Raw genomic sequence first — 19,749 nt, 5'->3', positions numbered from 1 at the left:
GCCCTTACAGCAGGCCCAGCGGACGGGCGCGCGACTTGATATAGTCGGACAGCCAGTCCATTCCCTGGAAGCGCAAAGTCCCCCGACCGACGGCGTTGGACGAATGGGCCATGCCCGCAACCAGGCGGAATGCCTTGGCCAGCAGGAACAGTTCCTTGCTTTCCTTTTCGCGCGCGCTGAACGGACGGACGGTGTCGTAGCCCGCCTCGAACGCTTCGCCATAGGAAGGGGAGAAGCCGTAGAACAGGTTGCCCCAGACGAAATTCTGCACGTCCTGCATCATATAATCCTCGCCCAGACCATCGAAGTCTAGGAAGGTCATGCTGCCGTCTTCGGCGACATGGATGTTGCTGGGGTGGAAATCGCAATGACAGATGCCCATCGGCACGTCGTCGCCCTGAATCTCGCGCAGTCGCTCAGCCAGGGTGCGACCGATGATCTCATAATCGCGCCGGTCGTCGGGCCGGTCATAGGTGAAGTCGAGCAGCGCGGGCACGGTCACCTGGAAACGCACGGCATTGTCCGTGGTGAAGACATGGTCGGGACCGGCATATTCCAGGCCCAGCAGGTGCATCTTGGCGAACAGCGCGCCCATGCGATGCGCGGTGTCGACGTTCAGGCAGTTGCCGAACTTGGTACCTTCCGCCCAGTCATACAAGGCGACCGCGCGCTCGCCCTCCGGCGCGTCCAGCTTGAAATAGAGCGATCCGTCGCGAGCGTGGATCGGCGTGGAGGCGGGGAAGCCGCGCTGCCGCAGATAGTCGAGGAAGTTCAGTTCATAGCTGACCTCGTCCGCGTCGCGATAATCCTTGCGCCATACGCGCAGGGCGTAGCGGGTGTCGGCGGTCTGGATAATGTAGACGTCGTTCATGCCGCGATAGAGCAGCAGGCCGGTGACCGGCCCCTTGATCGGATAGCGTTCGGCGACTTCGCGCGCCAGGAAGCTGGCGTCGACGACGGAATGGGCGATCTCCGCCCGAACTAAGGTAGTGGTCATGCTTGGACTCCTGATGAAAGAGGGTGATCGAGATAACGACGCATCGCCACGGCGATCGCGGCGACGCTGTCGGGAAGGTGGAAGATGTCGCGGTCGAACCCGGCCAGTCGCTCGACCAGTGCGGACGGGATCAGGCCCGCCGCCGCGATTGATGCAGCGGCGATCTCCTCATCGGGCTGGAGCAGCAGGACGGGATGGGCGACCATCGGCAAGCGCGCCTGATAGTCGTAGCTCCAGACGCCCAGATAGGCCCAGGCCGCACGGTCGAGGGGTTTGAGCTTGTCGACCCACAGGGCGGCCGCCTCGTCGAGCGTCACGCCCGGCCGCCGCGCGGCCACGACATAAGCCCAAAGCTTGGTTGCAAGGTCGATCGCGACTGTGCCGTCCTCGTCAAGCGGTGCGAAATCCTGCGCGGCGCGATAGCGCTCGGCCTGTTCCTCGGGCGGCCGCATGGGAATGCCCGACAGGACCAGGCGGCGTATCTGATGCGGCGCCGCCAGCGCCAGTTCCAGCGCCAGCAAAGTGCCGGTATGATAGCCGTAGAGATCGAACGGGCCGGGCAACAGGGGGGCGAGGGCATCGATCGCATCAGCGAAGCAGGCCGCATAATCCGCCATGCCGACCGGCGCGGGCGGCGCATCGGACATGCCATAACCCGGCGTATCGAACGCCAGCACCGTGCGGTCGCTGCGCATCGCGTCGATCAGATGGCGATATTCCAGGCTGGACGACGGGTTCTGGTGCAGCAGCAGCAAAGGCGGCAGCGCGCTGTCCTGCGCTGGACGGGACAGGCGATAATGCAGCTGGCCATAACGCCCCGGCACATAGCCGCGCTGGGTGTCGTGAACGACGAAGGGGACGCCGGACATACCGACGGATAGGCCATGGGCCATGGATCAAGGCTCCGTTGGAGCGCGGCCAAAACGGGACAAGTCCCACCGCGTTGTTAAAAGCCTATGACAAGACCGGGAGCGGGCAATTGAGCACCGCACCCTATCCGTCAGGCGGATAACGGTGCGTGATGACGCCAGGCTGCAACTTCCACGATGATCGCGCAGCGGATAATGATGGGGCCGCCGATGCCGTCGCTCTGCGTGCGCAGCACGATCCGCTTTCACGGGAGGCCCAAGACCAATGATGAGATCCGCCATTTCGACCCTTTTGATGGCGCTGGCCATCGCCCCTGCCGCCCATGCCCAAGGCGCGTCGGCAGCGGGAGCGACTGCTACCGAAACCGTGCCGCAGCGGCTTTCGCTGGCTGAGCTGCGCAAACGCTATCAGAAGCCGGGCGACCGCTATATCGATGTCGGTGGCGTGGAACTGCGCTATCGCGACGAGGGCAAGGGGCCGGTACTGCTGCTGCTCCACGGATCGCGCAGCACGCTCAATGCCTGGGACGGCGTGACGGCGCGGCTCAAGGACCGCTACCGCATCATTCGCTATGACTTCGCGCCGACCGGCCTGTCCGGCCCGGTCAGCGATGCGGCGCTCAAGGCGATCGGTGCGCCGGAGAATGTGCCGCTGGGCATCCTCGACAAGTTGGGGGTCGACAAGGCGATCGTCGTCGGCGTGTCGAGCGGCGGCACGCTCGGCTATTATCTCGCGGCCGCCCATCCTGAACGGGTGAGCGCGCTGGTGCTGTCGAACACCCCGTCCGATCCGGTGCCGAACCTGAAAGTCGAGTTGACCCCTGCGCTTCAGGCCGCAGTCGACAAGTTCAAGCGCACCGGCGTGGAGGGCATCGATTTCTGGACCGAATATCTGCGCGGCCTCTATGGCGAGCCTGCCCGGGTAAAGCCGGGGCTGGCCGAATATTATTACACCATCAATCTGCGCCAGAAGGAGCCGAACCAACTGAGCCTGCTGGCGCTGACCGCCAATAATGAAAAGACGATGGCCAATTTGCGGGCGGTCAAGGCACCCACGCTGATCCTGTGGGGGATGCGCGATCATGTGTTGAAGCCAGAAAACGGGCAGGCGCTTTACGGTTATTTGACCGGTGCGAAGAGCCGTTCCTTCGTCGCCCTCGACGATGTGGGGCATTATCCGCCGATGGAATCGCCTGAGCGGATTGCCGATCTGATCGATACTTATCTGCGCGATGGCTTGAACCTGTTCAAGGCGGCGAAGTGATGCGCAGGGCGTTGCGCTTTGTCGGCCTGTTACTCGGCGTCGTGCTTGTGGCGTTCCTCGGCTGGTTCGGCGCGGCGAAGGCGGGCTGGCTGGATAGCGACCGGGCGGAAATGGTCGCCCGCTATGCCGCGCCGCCATCGCGCTTCATCACCATCGATGGCGTGCCGATGCATGTGCGAGAGGAAGGGCGGGGCTTCCCCGTTCTGATGCTGCATGGCTCCAACCAGAATATGCAGCAATGGGACCGGGTGGTGGAACGCCTGCGCGGCCATTACAGGATTATTCGGGTCGACTGGTCGCCCTATGGCCTGAGCGGTCCCGATCCCAAGGGCGACTATAGCAATGCCCGCGCCGCGCAACTGGTGGGCGGCGTGCTGGACGCGCTCAAGGTCGACAAGGTTGCCGTCATTTCCACGTCGAACGGCGCGAATGTCGCGTTGCAGCTCAACGCCGATCGACCCGACCGCATCGCCGCCCTATCCTTTTCCATCCTGCCGCTGGAACGTCCAAGCCAGACGCGCAAGATCGACTGGAAGATACGCTGGGCGCTCGCCTTTCACGAAAATCTGCTGCCCTATCACCACCCCAAATTCTATTATCGCTGGATATTGGAGGACACGTCCCATCCCGGCTGGCAGGTGCCCGACGATGCCGTTCAACTGGCCTATGACATGGCGAACCTGCCAGGCGCCATTCCCCGGCAAAAGGCCTATATCGCGTCCAACGTGAAGCTGTTCAAAACGACCGATGTCGGCGCGATCGCCGAAACGGTGAAGGCCCCGACCCAGTTGATCTGGTGCGAACTGGATACGGTGATATCGCAGGGACCCGAAGCGACGACGCGCCGCTTCACCAATACGAAGGTCGATGTCGTGCGCTATCCCGATGTCGGTCACTGGCCGATGTGGGAACAGCCCGAACGGTTCAGCAGGGATGTGAAGGCGTTTCTGGACCGCACCGTCGGCCCTGCCGCGCCGGTTCAGGCGGGCAGATAGACCCAGGGGCGGCGGCCAGCGTCGGCGGCGCGGAACGCTTCGATCTCGCCGCGTCGCTTGAGAGTCAGTTCGATGGCGTCGAGGCCCTCCATCAGCATTTCGCGCGGCTCGTCACCCAGCGCGAAGGGCCAGGATGCTGCGCCGACTAAGACATGCAGGGTGGCGAGGTCCACGGTCACATCGGTGTCGAGCGCGGCGATCCGCGCGATGGCCTCTGGCGGAAGAACGACCGGGGCCACCCCGTTGCGGATGCAATTGCCCTGGAAGATCGGGTTGAAGGACGGCGCGATGATCGCGCGAAACCCATATTCGGCCAGCGCCCACACCGCATGTTCGCGGCTGGACCCGCACCCGAAATTGGGACCGGCCAGCAGGATTTGCGCGTCACGATAGCGCGGCTGGTTCAGCACGAAATCCGGGTTCGGTTCGCGCCCGCCGACGGCGGTGTAGCGCCAACCGGCGAACAGCCCATCGGACAGACCCGTCTTGGACACCGACGTCATTTCGCGCGAGGGGATGATCGCATCGGTATCGATATTCTCCCGCAGCAGTGGCGCGGCGATGGCGGTCAGGCGGACGAGCGGTGTCATGCTATCGTCTCCAGCATGCGGGGATCGGTTATGCGCCCGGCCAGCGCCGACGCGGCGACGGTTTCGGGCGAGGCGAGGTGGGTGCGCGTGTTCGGCCCCTGGCGGCTCTCGAAATTGCGATTGGTGGAACTCACGACGCGGTCCTGCGGCCCGAAGCTTTCGCCACCGGCAAAAAAGCACATCGAACAGCCCGATTCCCGCCATTCGAAACCCGCGTCGGTAAAGATGCGATCCAGCCCCTCGGCCTCCGCCGCCAGCTTGACCTGTGTCGACCCCGGCACGCAGATCGCGCGTATGCCCGGCGCGACCTTGCGCCCTTTCAGGATCGCGGCGGCGCGGCGCAGGTCGCTGATCCGGCTGTTGGTACAGGAACCGATGAACGCGGCGTCGATGGCCAGATCTGCCAGAGGCGTGCCCGCCTCCAGCGCCATATAGGACAAGGCCCGGTCATAGGCGTCCCGGCTGTCGCGCCCGGTCGTGGCGAAGTTGGGGACGCAGGCGCCCAGCGGCACGGCATGTTGCGGGCTGGTACCCCATGTCACCATCGGCGTCACCGCAGCCGCGTCGATCACATGCTCGACCGCGAAGACCGCGCCATCGTCGCTGCGCAAGGTGCACCAGAGCGCGACCGCCTGCTCCCATACAGCGCCCAAAGGCGCGTAGGTTCGCCCCTTCAGATAGGCGAAGGTCGTGTCGTCGGGCGCGATCACCGCGCCGAAGGCCGCCAGTTCCGTCGCCAGATTGCACAATGTCATGCGCGCTTCCATGTCGAGCGCCTCGACCGCCGACCCGGCGAACTCCACGACATGACCCTTCGCGCCCGCCGACCCCAGCGCTGAAACGATATGCAGCGCCAGATCCTTGGCCGTGACGCCCGGCGACAGGCGATTGTCGACGCGAATACGCATGTCATGCGGGCGGGCGACGCGCAGCGTCATCGTCGCCAGCGCATGTTCCGCCTCGGTCGATCCGATGCCCCAGGCGAGCGCGCCGAACGCGCCCTGCGTGCAGGTGTGGCTGTCGGGACAGACCAGCGTCAGGCCGGGCAGCACGATGCCCTGTTCGGGCGATACGACATGCACGATGCCCTGACGCGGATCATGCAGATCGAACAGGGTAATGCCCGCCGCATGCGCGGCCTCGCGCGTGGCCGTCAGAAACGCGGTGCCGGTGGGCATCAGCGTCTTGTCGGACCGGCCGGGCAGGGTGTCGACGATATGATCCATCGTCGCGAAGACCTGCTGCGGGGCCATGACGCTACGCCCGGCATTCGCCAGGCTCTTGAGCGCGACACCGCCGGTGCGTTCGTGGAGCAAGATGCGATCGATCAGCAACAGGTCGGTGCCGCCGTCCAACTGCGCGACGCTATGCGCGCGCCAGAGCTTTTCGGCGAGGGTCAGCGGTGACGCGGGGGAGGTCATGCCGTCGCATCCGCCTGCGCCGCGCCGATTACGCCGCTGGCGCGCAGCGCGTCGATCTCGGCCGCGTCCATGCCGATGCCTGCCAGGATCGCCGCCGCGTCGCCGCCCGCACGCGGCAGGCCATGGGTGCCATGCGGTCGCGCGCCGTCCATCTCCAGCGGCAGGGCAGGGAGGCGGGTGCGCGTGCCATTCTCCAGCTCCACATCGACCAGCCCACCGCTCTGGTTCAGGTGCGGGTCGTCGAACAGATCCTCCGGCCGGGCGATCGGGGCGAAGGCCACGCCGGATTCTTCCAGCCGGGGCACCAGCGTTTCGCGCGTGTGCCGCGCGAACAAGGCGCGGACCACCGGAAGGATGATGTCTCGGGCGCGCACCCGGTCGTTATTCTTCGCATAGGCCGGATCGCGGCCGATCTCGCCCAGGTCGAACGCCTTGACGAACGACGCCCATTGCCCGTCGCTCACTACGCCCACAAACAGTTGCTCGCCCAGATTGGCGGTTTCGAACACGTCGTAGATCGCCCAGGCGGAAATGCGCACCGGCATGGGCTGCGCCGCGACGCCCGTCACGGCCATCTGCGCCATATGCTGCCCGACCAGGAAAGCGGTGGTTTCATAGAGCGAGGATTTGACCGCACCGCCCACGCCGGTGCGATGGCGGCGCTCCAGCGCGGCCAATATGCCGATGACGCCGAACATGCCGCCAGCGACGTCGATCACGGACGCGCCCGCGCGCAGCGGCCGTCCGGGCGGACCGGTCATATAGGCAAGCCCCCCCATCATCTGGGTCACTTCATCCAGCGCGGTGCGCTTTTCATAGGGGCCGGACAGGAAACCCTTGGCCGAATAATAGATGAGGCCGGGATTGCTCTCCCGAAAGCGATCGACGCCCAGGCCGATCTTTTCCAGCGCGCCCGGGCGGAAATTCTCCACCAGCACATCGGCCAATTCGACCAGCCGAACAGCGAGTTGGACACCTTCTGGCGTTTTCAGGTCGATGTAGATGCTCTGTTTGTTGCGGTTGAACATCGGGAAATAGCCCGCGCCCGATCCCAGCAGCCGCCGGGTCTGGTCACCGCCGATCGGTTCGACCTTGATGACCTCCGCCCCCAGATCGGCCAGGATCACGCCGGTGGACGGTCCCATCACCATATGGCTGAATTCCACCACGCGGATACCGGCCAGCGGCAGCTCCCCATTCGTTATCATAGCGTCCAACCTTGTCTCGACAGATATAGCATAATTGGTATATCAATATATCAAATGAAGCAAGCAGGAGCGAAGACGCGATGACGGACGTGCTGATTAGCGAGGTCGGGCCGCGCGACGGATTGCAGAGCATCAAGCGGATCATGGCGACCGCCGACAAGAAGGCGTGGATCGACGGCGCGGTCGCGGCAGGCGTGACGGAGGTCGAAGTGGGCAGCTTCGTACCCGCCAAGCTGCTGCCGCAGCTAGCCGACACGGCGGAAGTCACGGCCTACGCTGCGACCATCCCCGGCCTGACCGTTGCCGCGCTCGTCCCCAACCTCAAGGGTGCGCAGGCCGCGATCGAAGCGGGGGCGCACAAGATCACGCTGCCGCTGTCGTGCAGCGAAACCCACAGTCTCGCCAATCTGCGCCGCACGCATGATCAGGTACTGGCGGAGGCGAAGGCGATCGGCGACCTGATCGCCAGCCTGCCGCCCGAACGCCGCCCCCATTTCGAGGGTAGCCTGTCGACCGTCTTCGGCTGCACGCTGGAGGGCGCGATTCCCGATGCGCAGGTCGCGCGCCTGGCCGAAGCCTTGATGGCGGCGGGCTGCGACGAAGTGGGGCTGGCCGACACGACCGGCTATGCCGATCCCCGCGCTGTGCGGGCGATCGTCGGCCTTGTGCGCGGCGTGGTGGGCGATGCAGCGCTGACCGGCATCCACCTGCACAACACGCGCGGCCTGGGTCTCGCCAATGTTTTGGCCGCGCTGGATGCCGGGCTGACGACATTCGACAGTTCGCTCGGCGGCCTCGGCGGCTGTCCCTTCGCGCCGGGCGCAAGCGGTAATATCGTGACCGAGGATCTGGTCTTCATGTTCGAAGCGATGGGCCTGCGCACCGGCATCGACCTCAATGGTCTGTTCGCCGTTCGGAGACTGGTGGCCGCCGCCCTTGAGGACGAGCCGCTCTACGGCTTCACCCCGGAGGCGGGCCTGCCGCTTGGCTTCCACCCGGCAAGCGCCCCCAGCGAAGGAGTAGCGGCATGACGATTATCGGCACCCATATGGTCAGCGACGGCCGGACGGCCCGCCAGATCTTCGAAGATGTGATGGCGAACCCCGCCCGCACGAAATTCGGGTTCGGATCGAAGCTGGCCATCGTCAATGTCGATTTCCAGAACGCCTATACCCGGATCGACGCCTACAAGACCGCCTATGAAACCGATCCGCGCCAGATCGAGCACACGAACACCATCTCTCGCCTGGCGCGCGAGAAGGACATGCCGGTCATCTGGACGCATGTCGGCTATATGGACAATGCCGCCGATGCGGGCGTGTGGGGCACACGCACGAATACGCCAGACTCGCTCCAGAACATTAAGGTGCCCAGCGACCGCCACGCCTTCGACGATCGCTGCCAGATCGATGCGTCGGTCGACGCCATCTACGTCAAGCGCATGCCGTCGGCCTTTTTCGAAACGCCGCTGAACAGCTATCTGCGCTGGCATCAGGTCGATACGGTGGTCGTCACCGGCGGATCGACATCCGGCTGCGTCCGTGCGACCGCCGTCGACGCCTTGTCCTACGGTTTCCGCACGATCGTCCCCATCGAAACCTGCGCGGACAAGCATGAAAGCTATCATTTCGCGAACCTGACCGACCTTCAGCTGAAATATGCCGATGTGGAGCCGGTGCAGACCGTGATCGACTGGCTGGAGGCGCGCTGATGCGTGAAGGCGCCGCCGATCCCGGCCTCTATCCCTACAGCCCCTATCGCGGACGGCCCAAGATCGAATGGCCGGACGGCAAGACGGTCGCCGTCTGGATCTCGCCGAACCTGGAATTTTACGAACTCGATCCGGCGGTCAATCCGCATCGCAAGAGCTGGGCGAAGCCGCATCCCGACGTGGTCGGCTACAGCCACCGCGACTATGCCAATCGCGTCGGCCATTGGCGCATGGCGGAGATGATGGAGAAGCATGGCTTCAAGGGATCGGTGTCGCTCTCCGTCGCCCTGTGCCAACATGTGCCGCAGGTGGTGGAAAGCGCCAACCAGCTGGGCTGGGAGTTTTTCAGCCACGGCATCTACAACACCCGCTACAGCTACGGCATGGATGAGGCGCAGGAACGCGCGATCATCGAGGATTTCGATCCGCACCGTGCGCGAAGCGACCGGTCAGACGATCAAGGGCTGGCTCGCCCCTGCATTGACGCACACGCCGCGCACGCTGGACCTGATCGCCGAATATGGCCTGACCTATACGTGCGACCTCTATCATGACGACCAGCCGGGGCCGGTCTCGGTCGCGCAGGGGCGCCTCATCTCCATGCCCTACAGCCTGGAGGTGAACGACCATTATGGCTTCTTCATCTACAATATGAGCCCACGCGACTATGCCGAAACGCTGATCCGCCAATATGATCGGCTGGCCGAGGAAGGCGAACAATCCGGCACGGTCATGTGCATCCCGTTGCACAGCTATCTGATCGGCCAGCCCCATCGCATCGGCGCGTTCGAACGGGTGCTGGAACATATCGCGGCGGACGGCCGCGCCTGGATCACGCGCAGCGGCGACATCGCCGACCATTATCTGGCCCATTATTATGACGCGGCGGAGGCGCAAAGCGCATGACCCTGGATCCCGCCTATCTGGACTATCCGCATCGCAGGGAAGGGATGGACCATGACCTCTATCGCTGGTCCAACATCTTCACCCGCCCGCCGGTGCAGTGGGCCGACGGCAAGCGCGTCCTGACCTGGATCGTCGTGGACCTCGAATGGTTCCCGATCACGCCCGCCGACAAGCCCTTTCGTGCCCCCGGCCATATGCAGACCGCCTATCCCGACTATCGCCATTACACCGCGCGCGATTATGGCAGCCGGGTCGGCATCTACCGTTTGCTGGACGCCGCCGAAAAGGTCGGCGCGCGCATCTCCGTCGCCGCCAATGGCGCTATCGCAGAGCGCTATCCCCAACTCATCCGCGACATCGTGGCGGGCGGGCATGAGATCATCGCGCATAGCACCGACATGAACGGTACGATCGCGACCGGTATCGGCGAGGATGCCGAGCGTGCGCTGATCGCCGGGGCGCTCGACGCGATCGAGGCGGCGGCGGGCGCACGGCCGACCGGCTGGCTCTCCATCGCCCGGTCGCAAAGCTTCGACACGCCCCGGCTGCTGGCGCAAGCGGGCCTGTCCTATATGTGCGACTGGGTGAATGACGACCTGCCCTATGCTATGCAAACGGCGGCGGGCAGCATCCTCAACCTGCCGCTCAACCACGAACTGTCCGACCGCCAGATATTGACCGTGCAACAGCAGTCGGTGGACAGCTATGGCGAGCAGATTCGCGACGCCTTCCACTGGCTGGATGGCGAGGCGAAAGCGCATGGCGGGCGCATGCTGCCGCTCAACATCACCCCCTATATCATAGGGCTGCCCTACCGCATCGACGCGTTCGAGCGGCTGCTCGGCTGGCTGGCGGCGCAGGACGGCCATGGCTTTGCCCGCGGCGACGATATCGTCGCGCAGGTGTCCTGATGGCGCGCACGCTCTATGACAAATTGTGGGACGCCCATGTCGTGGCGCAGGGCGCGGACGGCCAGACATTGCTCTATGTCGACCACCATCTGCTCCACGAAGTCAGCACGCCGCAATCCTTCGAACTGCTGCGTGAGGATGGCCTGACCGTCCACCGGCCCGCGACCCAGCTTGCGGTGGCGGACCATAGCGTGCCTACGCATGACCGGGACGCGGCGATTGCCGATCCACAGGCCGCCGCCCAGGTCGCGCTGCTGGAAAGCAATTGCGCGCAGTTCGGCATCGAATATCTGTCGCTGACGGGGCAGGGCCAGGGCATCGTCCATGTGATCGGCCCGGAACAGGGCTTCACGCTGCCCGGCATCACCCTGGTCTGCGGCGACAGCCATAGCGCGACCCATGGCGCGTTCGGCACGCTCGCCTTCGGCATCGGGGCCAGCGAATGCGGCATCGTCATGGCCTGCCAGGCGCTGTGGCAGACGAAGGCGCAGCGGATGCGCGTCACCTTCACCGGTGCGCTGCAACCCGGCGTCACGGCCAAGGATATGGCGCTCGCCCTGATCGGCAAAATCGGCGCATCCGGGGCGGTCGGCTACGCGATCGAGTTCACCGGTGAGGCCGTGCGGGGCCTCTCGATGGAAGGCCGCATGACTTTGTGCAACATGGCGATCGAGGCCGGATCGCGCACCGGCCTGGTCGCGCCGGACGACACGACCTTCGCCTATCTCAAAGGCCGCCCGCGCGTGCCGCACGGCGCGGACTGGGACGCGGCGCTCGCCTATTGGCGGACGCTGCCCAGCGACCCGGACGCGCCGTTCGATGCCGAGGTCATAATCGCTGCCGACAGCATCGCGCCGCATGTCACCTTCGGCACCAGCCCGGATCAGGTCCTGCCCGTCACCGCCATGGTCCCGGCGGGCGAGGCAAAGCTGACCAAGGCGCTGGCCTATATGGCGCTCACCCCCGGCGATGCGATCGACGGCCTTGCCATCGACCATGCCTTTATTGGCAGCTGTACCAATGGCCGGATCGAGGATCTGCGCGCCGCCGCCGCGATCGCTGCGCGGGGGCATGTCGCCCCCGGTGTCCGCGCGCTGGTGGTGCCGGGGTCCGGCGCGGTCAAGCGGCAGGCCGAAGCCGAAGGGCTGGACCGCATCTTCATCGATGCAGGGTTCGAATGGCGCGATCCGGGCTGTTCGCTGTGCGTCGCCATGAACGACGACCGACTGCCGGCGGGCGCGCGCTGCGCCTCCACCTCCAACCGCAATTTCGAGGGGCGGCAGGGCGCGGGCGCACGCACCCACCTGATGAGTCCCGCCATGGTCGCCGCCGCCGCGCTGGCGGGCCATATCGTCGATGTGAGGGTATACGCATGACGCCGCTCGTCACCGTCACCGGCCAAGCGCTGTCGCTGCCCGACGCCGATGTCGATACCGACATCATCTATCCCGCGCGCTTCCTGCTGATCACGGAGAAGAAGGGGCTGGGCCGCTACGCCTTTCACGATCGCCGCGACGCGCCGGGCTTTCCGCTCGCGCCCGGTGTGGAAACCGCGCCGCCGATCCTGATCGCCGGTCCCAATTTCGGCTGCGGCTCCAGCCGGGAACAGGCGCCATGGGCGCTGGCGGGGCTGGGAATCCGCGTCATCATCGCGGAAAGTTTCGGCGAAATCTTCTTTTCCAACTGCTTCAAAAATGGCCAGCTGCCCATATGTTTCGATAGTGAAACAATAGAGAGGCTGCGAAGCGCAGCCGATGCAACTGTCCATTTCGCTGTCTCACTGGACGCGAAAACCGTGACGGTGGGTGACGCTGCACCGATCCCGTTCGAGGTGGACGACGGGCGGCGCGAAGCGCTGCTCAACGGTTGGAACGACATTGCGCGCATCCGCGCGCTGCACGGGCACGACATCGCCGCGTTCGAAGCGGCGCAGCAGGCGAGCGCCCCCTGGCTCTGGACTAAAGGATAGATACATGACCGACACCCGCCTGCGCGACAAGCTCGCCGCAAAATCCTTCTTCGTCGTGCCCGGCGTGCAGGACATGATTGCCGCCGTGACCGCCGACCGGGTCGGCTTCGACGTGATCTACGGCACCGGCTACTGGCTGACGGCGTCCGCCTACGGCCTGCCCGACGCGGGCATTGCGGGCTATTCCGAGATGATCGATCGCATGGCGACGGTGAAGCGCACGTCGAAGGCGGCGCTGATCGCTGACGCCGATACCGGCTATGGTGGCCTGCTCAACGTCCATCATACGGTCAAGGGCTATGAGGCGGCCGGCATTTCCGCGATCCAGATCGAGGATCAGGAATTTCCCAAGAAATGCGGCCACACCCCCTATAAGCGGGTCGTGTCATCTGAGGATATGGCGCAGAAGGTTCGCGTGGCGGCCGACGCGCGCGAAGAGATGCTGATCATCGCCCGCACCGACGCGCGCCAGTCCGAAGGGCTTGACGGCACGCTCCGTCGCCTCGAAGCCTATGCGAAGGCGGGGGCGGATGTGCTGTTTCCCGAAGCGCTTCAGAGCGAGGAGGAAATGCATCTGGTCTGCAACGCCTTCGACCTGCCGGTGATGGCGAACATGTCCAATGGCGGCCTCACCCCGCCCCTGGCGGGCAATGTCCTGTCGGATATCGGCTTCGCCTTCGCCATTTACCCCTCGCTCACCAGCCTGGTCGCGGTGACGGCGATGGAAAAGGCGCTCATCCGCCTGAAGGAAGAAGGCATCGGCGAACCCGACGCGTCCGAACTGTTCGACTTCAAGACCTTTTGCTCGATGATCGGGTTCGAGGATGTCTGGGCGTTCGACAAGAAATGGGGGCAGGCCGGCTGATGCGCATCACCGCCGCCGTTCTCGATCGTTCGGGCGACAATGTGCGCCCCTATGGCGATACGCCGCCGCTGCGCCTGGCGGAGCTGGAGCTGGATGCCCCGCGTCCGGGCGAACTGCTGATCCGCATCGATGCGGCGGGCCTGTGCCATTCGGACCTGTCGGTCGTGAATGGCGATCGGCCCCGCCCGATGCCGATGGCGCTGGGGCATGAAGCGACCGGCATCGTCGAGGCGCTGGGCAGCGCGGACGACGCGACCTTCGCCGTGGGCGACCGGGTCATCCTGGCCTTCCTGCCGTCCTGCGGCGAGTGCGTGCGCTGCCGGTCGGGCGAACCCTATATGTGCGGCGTCGGCGCGGCCGCCAATGGCGAGGGGCGGTTGTTGAACGGCGGTCGCCGCCTGCATGACGGCGGCTGTGAGGTGCATCATCATCTGGGTTGTTCCGCCTTCGCCACCCATGCGGTGGTCGATCGCCGGTCGGCGGTGAAGGTCGATCGCGACCTGCCGCCCGAAATCGCCGCCCTGTTCGGTTGCGCGGTGCTGACGGGTGCGGGCGCGGTCATGAATTCGGCGCAGTTGCGGCCGGGCGAAACGGCGTTGATCTATGGTCTGGGCGGGGTCGGGCTGTCGGCGCTGCTGGCGGCGCGAGCGAGCGGGGCCGCGACGATTCTGGCCGTCGATCCCTCCGCGGACAAGCGCGCCATCGCCATCGATCTGGGCGCACAGGCCTGCGCGCCGGAAGAGGCGACGGCGATGCTGCCGGATGTGTTTCCCGATGGTGGTCCCGATATCGTCATCGAAACCGTGGGCAAGGGCGTCGTCCTGAAGGCCGCATGGGCCGCCGCCCGTCGCGGTGGCCGCATCGTCACCGTAGGCTTGCCCAACCCGGCCGACATTTTCGACATTCCCGCCATCTCCCCCGTCGCCGACGGCAAGACGCTGATTGGAAGCTATATGGGATCATCCGTGCCCGCCCGCGACATCCCGCGCTATATCGCATTGTGGCGAGCGGGGCGCCTGCCGGTGGAAAGGCTGCTCACCTCCGTCAGTCCATTGCGCGACATCAACGGCCTGCTCGACACGCTGGCCGATGGCCAGGCGATCCGCCAGGTGATGGTGCCATGATGCGCCGTGGCTATGTTGATGGCCGGTTCGGCCAGATCCACTATCAGGCGGCGGGGGCGGGGCGACCGCTCGTGCTGCTGCATCAGGCGATCATGACGTCGGACCAGTTTTCCAACGTCTTCGCGCCGCTGATCGCCCACGGCCTGCGCCCGATCGCGATCGACATGCCAGGCTTTGGCATGTCCGATGCGCCCGACGCCCCTCCGACGATCGCAGACTATGCCACCTGCGTCGTGCCGGTGCTCGATGCGCTGGGGATCGATCGCGCGGCGGTGGCGGGGCATCATACCGGCGGCCTGGTTTCTACCGAAGCCGCGATCGCCCATCCCGACAGGATCGACGCCGTCATTCTGCACGGCGTGATGATCATGGAAGAGGCGGAGCGCGAAGCGCTGACCGCCGACATCGTCGCGCGGGAAAAGGCGTTCAGGCCGCTGCCGGGCGCGGCGCATATGGTCGAGATCGCCCGCATCCGCGATCATCTGTCGAATGGCGAACTGGGGCCGGAACGGATCAGCGACTATGTGGTCCAGGCGATGATGGCGTGGGATCGCGGCGCCTATTGGTACGGCCATGCCGCCGCCTTCGCCTATCGGCACGAAGAGCCGCTGCAACGGATCACCCAGCCGGGCCTCATCCTGACGAATACGGGCGACATGATGCACCAGTCCGCGCTGGCGGCTCATGCTCTGCGACCTGATTTCGCCTATGCGGAAATAGCGGGTGGCGGGATCGATATCTGCGATCAAGACCCGCAGGGCTGGGCCGACGCGATCGCCAGCTTTCTGGCGACGGTCGTTTGAAGACGGGGGCCGTGTTTGCGGCCCCCGCTTGTCATCAGGCCGGATCGACCAGCAGACGGCTGATCACCGTACCGGCGCCTTCGCGCAGCTTGGCGCCTGCCAGATATTCGGGCGACTTGGCATAGCCACGCGCGGCTTCGGCCGTCGGAAAACGGCTGACGACGATGCGTTCCTCGGCGTCGATGTCGCCTTCCAGTACCTCGAACACCTTGCCACGCACCAGATATTCGCCGCCGTGCGCTTCGGACAGACCGGCGATGGCTTTGACATATTCCCCGAATTTCGCGGGGTCGTCGATCCGCACGGTGGCGACGATATAAGCGGCCATAGAACACTCCTCATGTTGGGATGATGTGACCGGGAACCTAACCGGTCGGACGCCATCGCCACGCGGCCCTTCGCGCACGACCGTCAGTCGGATAGGCAGGTGGTCGCTGCTCGATCCATCGGTCCTGCGTCTATCCTGTCGCGGAAATCCAGACAGGAGAGCCGCGCATCATGCCCGTCGAAATCAATGGCTTGCTCAACCACAATCTTGGCAGCGAATTATCGCCGATGCCGGTGTCGCATTTCGACATGGAGGCGATCGCGACGCAGGCCCGCCTGCATGACGAGGGCGGCTATGACCGTGTGCTCATCGCCAACGCCGCTACCATGCCGGACAATATCAGCATCGCCGCCTATGTCGCGGCGATCACGCAGCGGCTGGGCGTCATGCTGGCGCACCGTCCCGGTTTCATCGCGCCGACCATGGGCGCGCGCGTGCTGGCGACGCTCGACCATCTGCTCGAAGGGCGGCTGGCGGTGCATATCATCAGCGCGGCAAGCGATATCGAGACGCAGGCCGATGGCGATTTCCTGACCAAGGCAGAACGCTACGCCCGCAGCGGCGAATATATATCCATCCTGCGCGGGATCTGGGGCAGTGAAGCACCGTTAGACCATGACGGCGCCTTCTACCGTTTCCGTGCCGGTTTCGCCGAAGTGAAGCCGCTGCAAAAACCGGGCATTCCCGTCTATTTCGGTGGCATGTCGCCTGCGGCGTTGGCCGTCGGCGGGCAATATGCCGATACCTTCGCGACGCTCAGCGACACGGTCGAGGGGATGACGCAGGTGGTGAACACCGTTCGCGCCGCCGCTGCCCCGCATGGCCGCGACCCTGCGTTCCTGATGTCGATCCGGCTGATCGTGGCCGACACCGAGCAGGAAGCCTGGGCGCGCGCGGACAAGGTGCGCGAACAGATCATCGCCGCGTCGCCCCGCCTCGCCCAGAATGTCGCCGCGGCGAAGGCTGACGGCTTCCAGCGCACCGCCGAACTGGCGGCGCGAGGCGATCGCCTGGAAAAATGCTTCTGGAACGGCATCAACCAGCTGCGCGGCGGTCAGAGCAACAGTGGCACGCTGGTCGGCGATCCCGAACAGATTGTCGATGCACTGATGGATTATTATGACGCGGGCGTCGCCAAGTTCATCCTGCGCGGTTTCGAACCTGTGGACGACACGGTGCTGATCGGTCGCGACGTCATCCCGCTGCTGCGCGCGCGCGTCGCGGAGCGTGATGCCGAGACGGTCGCCGCCTGATGCCGTGCGAGATCGTCGGCCTGCATTTCTTCGCCAATTCCTCCGAAGTGCATCCGCTCAAGGGCGTGTTCGATCCCGCCTTCATCCGCGACTACGCCATCGCGCATGAAGAGGCGGGGTTCGATCGCATCCTGATTGGCCAGACCGCGACATGGCCCGATGGCCTGGCGACCGCCGCGCATGTCGCCGCCGTCACCACGCGGCTTAAATTCATGGTGGCGCATCGCCCCGGCTTCGTCGCGCCGACCATGGCCGCGCGCATGTTCGCGACGCTCGACCGGATCAGCAACGGGCGCGTCGGCGTCCATATCATCACCGGCGCCAGCGATGTCGAAACCCAATGCGACGGCGATTTTCTGACGAAGGACGAGCGCTATCGCCGCAGCCGCGAATATGTCGATATCCTCCGCGCGATCTGGACCGGCGCGGCTCCGATCGATCATGACAGCGACCATTATCGCTTGAATGGCGGCTATGCGGAGGTCAAGCCGGTGCAGGACGCGATCCCGATCTTCTGGGGCGGCGCGTCGGACCTCGCGATCGAACTGGGCGCACAATGCGCGGACGTCTATGCCGTAGGGCCGGGCACGCTGGCGCAGACCGATGCGCTCGTCTCCCGCTTCAAGGCGGAGGCTGCGCGCCATGGCCGCAATCCCGGCATCTCCATGTCGATGCGCGTCATCCTGGGCGATAGCGAGGAGGCCGCCTGGGACAAGGCGGCGGCGATCCTGGAAACCGTCACCGGTATCCAGGCGGGCGGCACGGTGATCGGCCGCGACAAGGGAGAGGGCGATAGCGGCACACAGGGCGCGCTGGACCTCGCCGCGCAGGGCGCGCGCGTGGACGAGCGGCTTTGGACGGGAATCACGCAGGCGACCAAGGGGCGGCTTCACGCCACGGCGCTGGTCGGCACCGCTCGGCAGGTCGCCGATGCGCTGCTGTCCTATTATGATATCGGCGTCGATCGCTTCCTGCTGAACGGCTTCTACACGATCGATGACGCGCGGCTGTTCGGCCGGGAACTGATCCCGATGATCCGCGCCGGCGTGGCCGATCGCGACGCCCGGCGCTGAAAAAGCATCCGTCCCGGCCCCATATCGGCCGGGACGGTGGAGGCATCACGTCACGCGCTTCAGCGACAATTCGCCCAGCGTATAGCGGCCATTATAATTGAGATAATGCCCCTGCGCGCCGTCGCCCGCCGCATCGAATACATAGCGCACCAGCCCGAAGAAATCATGGCTCGCCGTCCCTTCATGCGTGGGGTCGGCGATATAGTCGTACAGCAAAGTCGTCCGCCCGTCAGGCATGGTACGCACCTGCGCGCCTGCGCTGATGGCGCGGGATTTGGAATGTTCCGAATCCACCGTCATCTGCACGCTGCCGTCGCCGTCCGGTTCGATTTGCACGCGCGCGTCCCAATCATAAAGCAGCGATCCGTCCTGATTGAGCGCTTTCGCGGTCAAGGTCCAAAGCCCGCAAATATCGCTCATCGCGCCGCCCCTGCATGGACACGATCGAGAAAGGCTTCCAGGTCCTGCCCGGTCTTTTCCGGCAGTTCGATCATCGGATAATGGCTGACGTCGGGATAATGGATCAGCGTCACCGGTGCATTGCTGAACTGCGCCACAGCCTTGTCGGCAAGCGGGGCCGCCAGCACGGGATCGCGATCGCCCCATTGCAGCAGCACCGGCACCGTGATGGAGGCGGCTTCCTTGCCCGCGCCCTTCGACCAGACGGCTTTCTGGTTGGCGGCATAATATTCCCGCACACGGGCAAAGCCGCCTGGCAGGTTGTTCGTCTCATAATACCAGTCGACGGTTTCGGGCTTCAGCCGCGACGGTTCGCCATAAAGGCTAGCGAGAACGGCCGAATAATAGAATTTGGGATAATAGGTGGGCACCAGCTTTTCGTGCGTCCACGTCATCGCCATTTCCCAGCGCGAAAATTTGGTGGGTGGCGGTGCGGCCAGGGGCAGGGTGGACAGCGCCAGCGCCTTCACCCGATCGGGATGCGCGGCGGCATAGAGAACCGACAGGGTCGCGCCACTCGAACTGCCGATCAGGGTGAACTGGCCCAGTTTCTCCTGATCGACGAAACGCTCGACCAGCTTTACGACGCCATGCAGTCCCGTCGACGGCTTGGGATCGATGCTCAGGCCATAGGGCGGCCAATCCAATCGAATGACGCGATAATGGCTCTTGAGCCGATCGGCATAGGCGTCCCAGATGCGCAGGTTGCTCATCGAACTGTGAAGCATCAGCAGCACCGGACCCCGCCCTTCGTCGCGCACATGCAGCAATGTGTCGCCGACCTTCACGAATTTGGATGGGGGCGTCGCCTGCCGCGCCTTCACCGTTTCATAGCTGGGGTTCCACAGGCCAAGCCGCATCGACCCCAGCCATAGCGCCAATATCAATAGTAGCGCCCCGATCCCCAGGCCCGTCCATCGCAAGATCTTCATGCCGATGCTCCCCAATATGTGATGGCGCAGACTATGGCGCGCACCGCATGGAGCGACCGGCTGTCGGCGTC

General features: G+C 65.0%; 22 protein-coding genes. 14 read left to right on the top strand and 8 right to left on the bottom strand.

The window, feature by feature from the left end:
* Window positions 1-4: 4 nt before the first annotated feature.
* Together U5A82_RS13670 and U5A82_RS13665 are read right to left on the bottom strand one after the other, a co-directional pair.
* A complete protein-coding gene (locus U5A82_RS13670) occupies window positions 5-997 on the bottom strand; it encodes a phosphotransferase enzyme family protein (RefSeq protein WP_326291401.1) in 993 nt (330 codons plus the stop codon).
* Window positions 994-1,890: an alpha/beta fold hydrolase gene (locus U5A82_RS13665; RefSeq protein WP_326291400.1), complete on the bottom strand. Its 897-nt coding sequence runs from the start codon at window positions 1,888-1,890 to the stop codon at window positions 994-996. Before U5A82_RS13665 ends, U5A82_RS13670 begins: the two co-directional genes overlap by 4 nt.
* 241 nt (window positions 1,891-2,131) lie before the next feature.
* On the opposite strand from U5A82_RS13665, the gene U5A82_RS13660 reads away from it, so the two are divergent.
* Entirely contained in the window at window positions 2,132-3,130 is a 999-nt protein-coding gene (locus U5A82_RS13660; protein ID WP_326291399.1) for an alpha/beta fold hydrolase, read from the top strand.
* Window positions 3,130-4,125, top strand: a complete 996-nt coding sequence (locus tag U5A82_RS13655; RefSeq protein WP_326291398.1) for an alpha/beta fold hydrolase — start codon at window positions 3,130-3,132, stop codon at window positions 4,123-4,125. Before U5A82_RS13660 ends, U5A82_RS13655 begins: the two co-directional genes overlap by 1 nt.
* Here the strand turns inward: U5A82_RS13655 and leuD (U5A82_RS13650) are convergent.
* Genes leuD (U5A82_RS13650) through U5A82_RS13640 form a run of 3 tightly spaced genes read right to left on the bottom strand, consistent with a single transcriptional unit; the run spans window position 4,110 to window position 7,344 of the window.
* Entirely contained in the window at window positions 4,110-4,715 is a 606-nt protein-coding gene (gene leuD, locus U5A82_RS13650; RefSeq protein ID WP_326291397.1) for a 3-isopropylmalate dehydratase small subunit, read from the bottom strand. The genes U5A82_RS13655 and leuD (U5A82_RS13650) overlap by 16 nt on opposite strands.
* A complete protein-coding gene (locus U5A82_RS13645) occupies window positions 4,712-6,136 on the bottom strand; it encodes a 3-isopropylmalate dehydratase large subunit (protein ID WP_326291396.1) in 1,425 nt (474 codons plus the stop codon). The genes leuD (U5A82_RS13650) and U5A82_RS13645 overlap by 4 nt, the downstream gene beginning before the upstream one ends.
* Complete coding sequence (locus tag U5A82_RS13640) at window positions 6,133-7,344, bottom strand: CaiB/BaiF CoA transferase family protein (RefSeq protein WP_326291395.1); 1,212 nt, start codon at window positions 7,342-7,344, stop codon at window positions 6,133-6,135. Before U5A82_RS13640 ends, U5A82_RS13645 begins: the two co-directional genes overlap by 4 nt.
* Before the next feature lie 80 nt (window positions 7,345-7,424).
* Here U5A82_RS13640 and U5A82_RS13635 point away from each other — a divergent pair, with 80 nt between their 5' ends.
* Genes U5A82_RS13635 through U5A82_RS13590 form a run of 10 tightly spaced genes read left to right on the top strand, consistent with a single transcriptional unit; the run spans window position 7,425 to window position 15,633 of the window.
* Window positions 7,425-8,375 carry a hydroxymethylglutaryl-CoA lyase gene (locus U5A82_RS13635; protein ID WP_326291394.1) on the top strand — a complete coding sequence of 317 codons (951 nt, stop codon included), beginning with the start codon at window positions 7,425-7,427 and terminating at the stop codon, window positions 8,373-8,375.
* A complete protein-coding gene (locus U5A82_RS13630) occupies window positions 8,372-9,055 on the top strand; it encodes an isochorismatase family protein (protein WP_326291393.1) in 684 nt (227 codons plus the stop codon). Before U5A82_RS13635 ends, U5A82_RS13630 begins: the two co-directional genes overlap by 4 nt.
* Window positions 9,055-9,609: a polysaccharide deacetylase family protein gene (locus U5A82_RS13625; protein ID WP_326291392.1), complete on the top strand. Its 555-nt coding sequence runs from the start codon at window positions 9,055-9,057 to the stop codon at window positions 9,607-9,609. The genes U5A82_RS13630 and U5A82_RS13625 overlap by 1 nt, the downstream gene beginning before the upstream one ends.
* The gene (locus tag U5A82_RS13620; RefSeq protein WP_326291391.1) at window positions 9,536-9,961 is read left to right on the top strand and encodes a polysaccharide deacetylase family protein; all 426 of its coding nucleotides are present in this window, start codon (window positions 9,536-9,538) and stop codon (window positions 9,959-9,961) included. The genes U5A82_RS13625 and U5A82_RS13620 overlap by 74 nt, the downstream gene beginning before the upstream one ends.
* Window positions 9,958-10,872: a polysaccharide deacetylase family protein gene (locus U5A82_RS13615; protein ID WP_326291390.1), complete on the top strand. Its 915-nt coding sequence runs from the start codon at window positions 9,958-9,960 to the stop codon at window positions 10,870-10,872. Before U5A82_RS13620 ends, U5A82_RS13615 begins: the two co-directional genes overlap by 4 nt.
* Complete coding sequence (gene leuC / locus U5A82_RS13610; RefSeq protein WP_326291389.1) at window positions 10,872-12,248, top strand: 3-isopropylmalate dehydratase large subunit; 1,377 nt, start codon at window positions 10,872-10,874, stop codon at window positions 12,246-12,248. Before U5A82_RS13615 ends, leuC begins: the two co-directional genes overlap by 1 nt.
* Window positions 12,245-12,841 carry a 3-isopropylmalate dehydratase small subunit gene (leuD, locus tag U5A82_RS13605; RefSeq protein ID WP_326291388.1) on the top strand — a complete coding sequence of 199 codons (597 nt, stop codon included), beginning with the start codon at window positions 12,245-12,247 and terminating at the stop codon, window positions 12,839-12,841. The genes leuC and leuD (U5A82_RS13605) overlap by 4 nt, the downstream gene beginning before the upstream one ends.
* 4 nt (window positions 12,842-12,845) lie before the next feature.
* On the top strand, window positions 12,846-13,706 hold the full coding sequence (locus U5A82_RS13600; RefSeq protein WP_326291387.1) for an isocitrate lyase/PEP mutase family protein: 861 nt from the start codon (window positions 12,846-12,848) through the stop codon (window positions 13,704-13,706).
* The gene (locus U5A82_RS13595; protein WP_326291386.1) at window positions 13,706-14,830 is read left to right on the top strand and encodes an alcohol dehydrogenase catalytic domain-containing protein; all 1,125 of its coding nucleotides are present in this window, start codon (window positions 13,706-13,708) and stop codon (window positions 14,828-14,830) included. The genes U5A82_RS13600 and U5A82_RS13595 overlap by 1 nt, the downstream gene beginning before the upstream one ends.
* Window positions 14,827-15,633, top strand: a complete 807-nt coding sequence (locus U5A82_RS13590) for an alpha/beta fold hydrolase (RefSeq protein WP_326291385.1) — start codon at window positions 14,827-14,829, stop codon at window positions 15,631-15,633. Before U5A82_RS13595 ends, U5A82_RS13590 begins: the two co-directional genes overlap by 4 nt.
* 34 nt (window positions 15,634-15,667) lie before the next feature.
* On the opposite strand, the gene U5A82_RS13585 is transcribed toward U5A82_RS13590, so the two are convergent.
* The gene (locus U5A82_RS13585; RefSeq protein ID WP_326291384.1) at window positions 15,668-15,961 is read right to left on the bottom strand and encodes a DUF1330 domain-containing protein; all 294 of its coding nucleotides are present in this window, start codon (window positions 15,959-15,961) and stop codon (window positions 15,668-15,670) included.
* A gap of 170 nt (window positions 15,962-16,131) precedes the next feature.
* Here U5A82_RS13585 and U5A82_RS13580 point away from each other — a divergent pair, with 170 nt between their 5' ends.
* Window positions 16,132-17,214: an LLM class flavin-dependent oxidoreductase gene (locus tag U5A82_RS13580; protein ID WP_326291383.1), complete on the top strand. Its 1,083-nt coding sequence runs from the start codon at window positions 16,132-16,134 to the stop codon at window positions 17,212-17,214.
* The gene (locus U5A82_RS13575; protein ID WP_326291382.1) at window positions 17,214-18,287 is read left to right on the top strand and encodes an LLM class flavin-dependent oxidoreductase; all 1,074 of its coding nucleotides are present in this window, start codon (window positions 17,214-17,216) and stop codon (window positions 18,285-18,287) included. The genes U5A82_RS13580 and U5A82_RS13575 overlap by 1 nt, the downstream gene beginning before the upstream one ends.
* A gap of 45 nt (window positions 18,288-18,332) precedes the next feature.
* Here the strand turns inward: U5A82_RS13575 and U5A82_RS13570 are convergent, their stop codons facing one another.
* The gene (locus U5A82_RS13570) at window positions 18,333-18,707 is read right to left on the bottom strand and encodes a Cap15 family cyclic dinucleotide receptor domain-containing protein (protein WP_326291381.1); all 375 of its coding nucleotides are present in this window, start codon (window positions 18,705-18,707) and stop codon (window positions 18,333-18,335) included.
* Complete coding sequence (locus U5A82_RS13565) at window positions 18,704-19,678, bottom strand: alpha/beta fold hydrolase (RefSeq protein ID WP_326291380.1); 975 nt, start codon at window positions 19,676-19,678, stop codon at window positions 18,704-18,706. Before U5A82_RS13565 ends, U5A82_RS13570 begins: the two co-directional genes overlap by 4 nt.
* Between the last annotated feature and the right edge of the window lie 71 nt (window positions 19,679-19,749).

This window comes from Sphingobium sp. CR2-8, from assembly GCF_035818615.1.
Taxonomy (GTDB): Bacteria; Pseudomonadota; Alphaproteobacteria; order Sphingomonadales; family Sphingomonadaceae; genus Sphingobium.
Note: the sequence above shows the minus strand (reverse complement) of the source record. Positions and strands in the feature narration are given on the sequence as shown.

Bases quoted from the DNA above. Each gene is read 5' to 3' on its own strand.
- U5A82_RS13660 (WP_326291399.1), top strand. From the start codon at position 2,132: ATGATGAGATCCGCCATTTCGACCCTTTTGATGGCGCTGGCCATCGCC.
- U5A82_RS13645 (WP_326291396.1), bottom strand. From the start codon at position 6,136: ATGACCTCCCCCGCGTCACCGCTGACCCTCGCCGAAAAGCTCTGGCGC.
- leuC (WP_326291389.1), top strand. From the start codon at position 10,872: ATGGCGCGCACGCTCTATGACAAATTGTGGGACGCCCATGTCGTGGCG.
- leuD (WP_326291388.1), top strand. From the start codon at position 12,245: ATGACGCCGCTCGTCACCGTCACCGGCCAAGCGCTGTCGCTGCCCGAC.
- U5A82_RS13580 (WP_326291383.1), top strand. From the start codon at position 16,132: ATGCCCGTCGAAATCAATGGCTTGCTCAACCACAATCTTGGCAGCGAA.
- U5A82_RS13575 (WP_326291382.1), top strand. From the start codon at position 17,214: ATGCCGTGCGAGATCGTCGGCCTGCATTTCTTCGCCAATTCCTCCGAA.
- U5A82_RS13665 (WP_326291400.1), bottom strand. From the start codon at position 1,890: ATGGCCCATGGCCTATCCGTCGGTATGTCCGGCGTCCCCTTCGTCGTT.
- U5A82_RS13655 (WP_326291398.1), top strand. From the start codon at position 3,130: ATGCGCAGGGCGTTGCGCTTTGTCGGCCTGTTACTCGGCGTCGTGCTT.
- leuD (WP_326291397.1), bottom strand. From the start codon at position 4,715: ATGACACCGCTCGTCCGCCTGACCGCCATCGCCGCGCCACTGCTGCGG.
- U5A82_RS13640 (WP_326291395.1), bottom strand. From the start codon at position 7,344: ATGATAACGAATGGGGAGCTGCCGCTGGCCGGTATCCGCGTGGTGGAA.
- U5A82_RS13585 (WP_326291384.1), bottom strand. From the start codon at position 15,961: ATGGCCGCTTATATCGTCGCCACCGTGCGGATCGACGACCCCGCGAAA.
- U5A82_RS13625 (WP_326291392.1), top strand. From the start codon at position 9,055: ATGCGTGAAGGCGCCGCCGATCCCGGCCTCTATCCCTACAGCCCCTAT.
- U5A82_RS13565 (WP_326291380.1), bottom strand. From the start codon at position 19,678: ATGAAGATCTTGCGATGGACGGGCCTGGGGATCGGGGCGCTACTATTG.
- U5A82_RS13630 (WP_326291393.1), top strand. From the start codon at position 8,372: ATGACGATTATCGGCACCCATATGGTCAGCGACGGCCGGACGGCCCGC.
- U5A82_RS13615 (WP_326291390.1), top strand. From the start codon at position 9,958: ATGACCCTGGATCCCGCCTATCTGGACTATCCGCATCGCAGGGAAGGG.
- U5A82_RS13635 (WP_326291394.1), top strand. From the start codon at position 7,425: ATGACGGACGTGCTGATTAGCGAGGTCGGGCCGCGCGACGGATTGCAG.
- U5A82_RS13570 (WP_326291381.1), bottom strand. From the start codon at position 18,707: ATGAGCGATATTTGCGGGCTTTGGACCTTGACCGCGAAAGCGCTCAAT.
- U5A82_RS13670 (WP_326291401.1), bottom strand. From the start codon at position 997: ATGACCACTACCTTAGTTCGGGCGGAGATCGCCCATTCCGTCGTCGAC.
- U5A82_RS13590 (WP_326291385.1), top strand. From the start codon at position 14,827: ATGATGCGCCGTGGCTATGTTGATGGCCGGTTCGGCCAGATCCACTAT.
- U5A82_RS13595 (WP_326291386.1), top strand. From the start codon at position 13,706: ATGCGCATCACCGCCGCCGTTCTCGATCGTTCGGGCGACAATGTGCGC.
- U5A82_RS13600 (WP_326291387.1), top strand. From the start codon at position 12,846: ATGACCGACACCCGCCTGCGCGACAAGCTCGCCGCAAAATCCTTCTTC.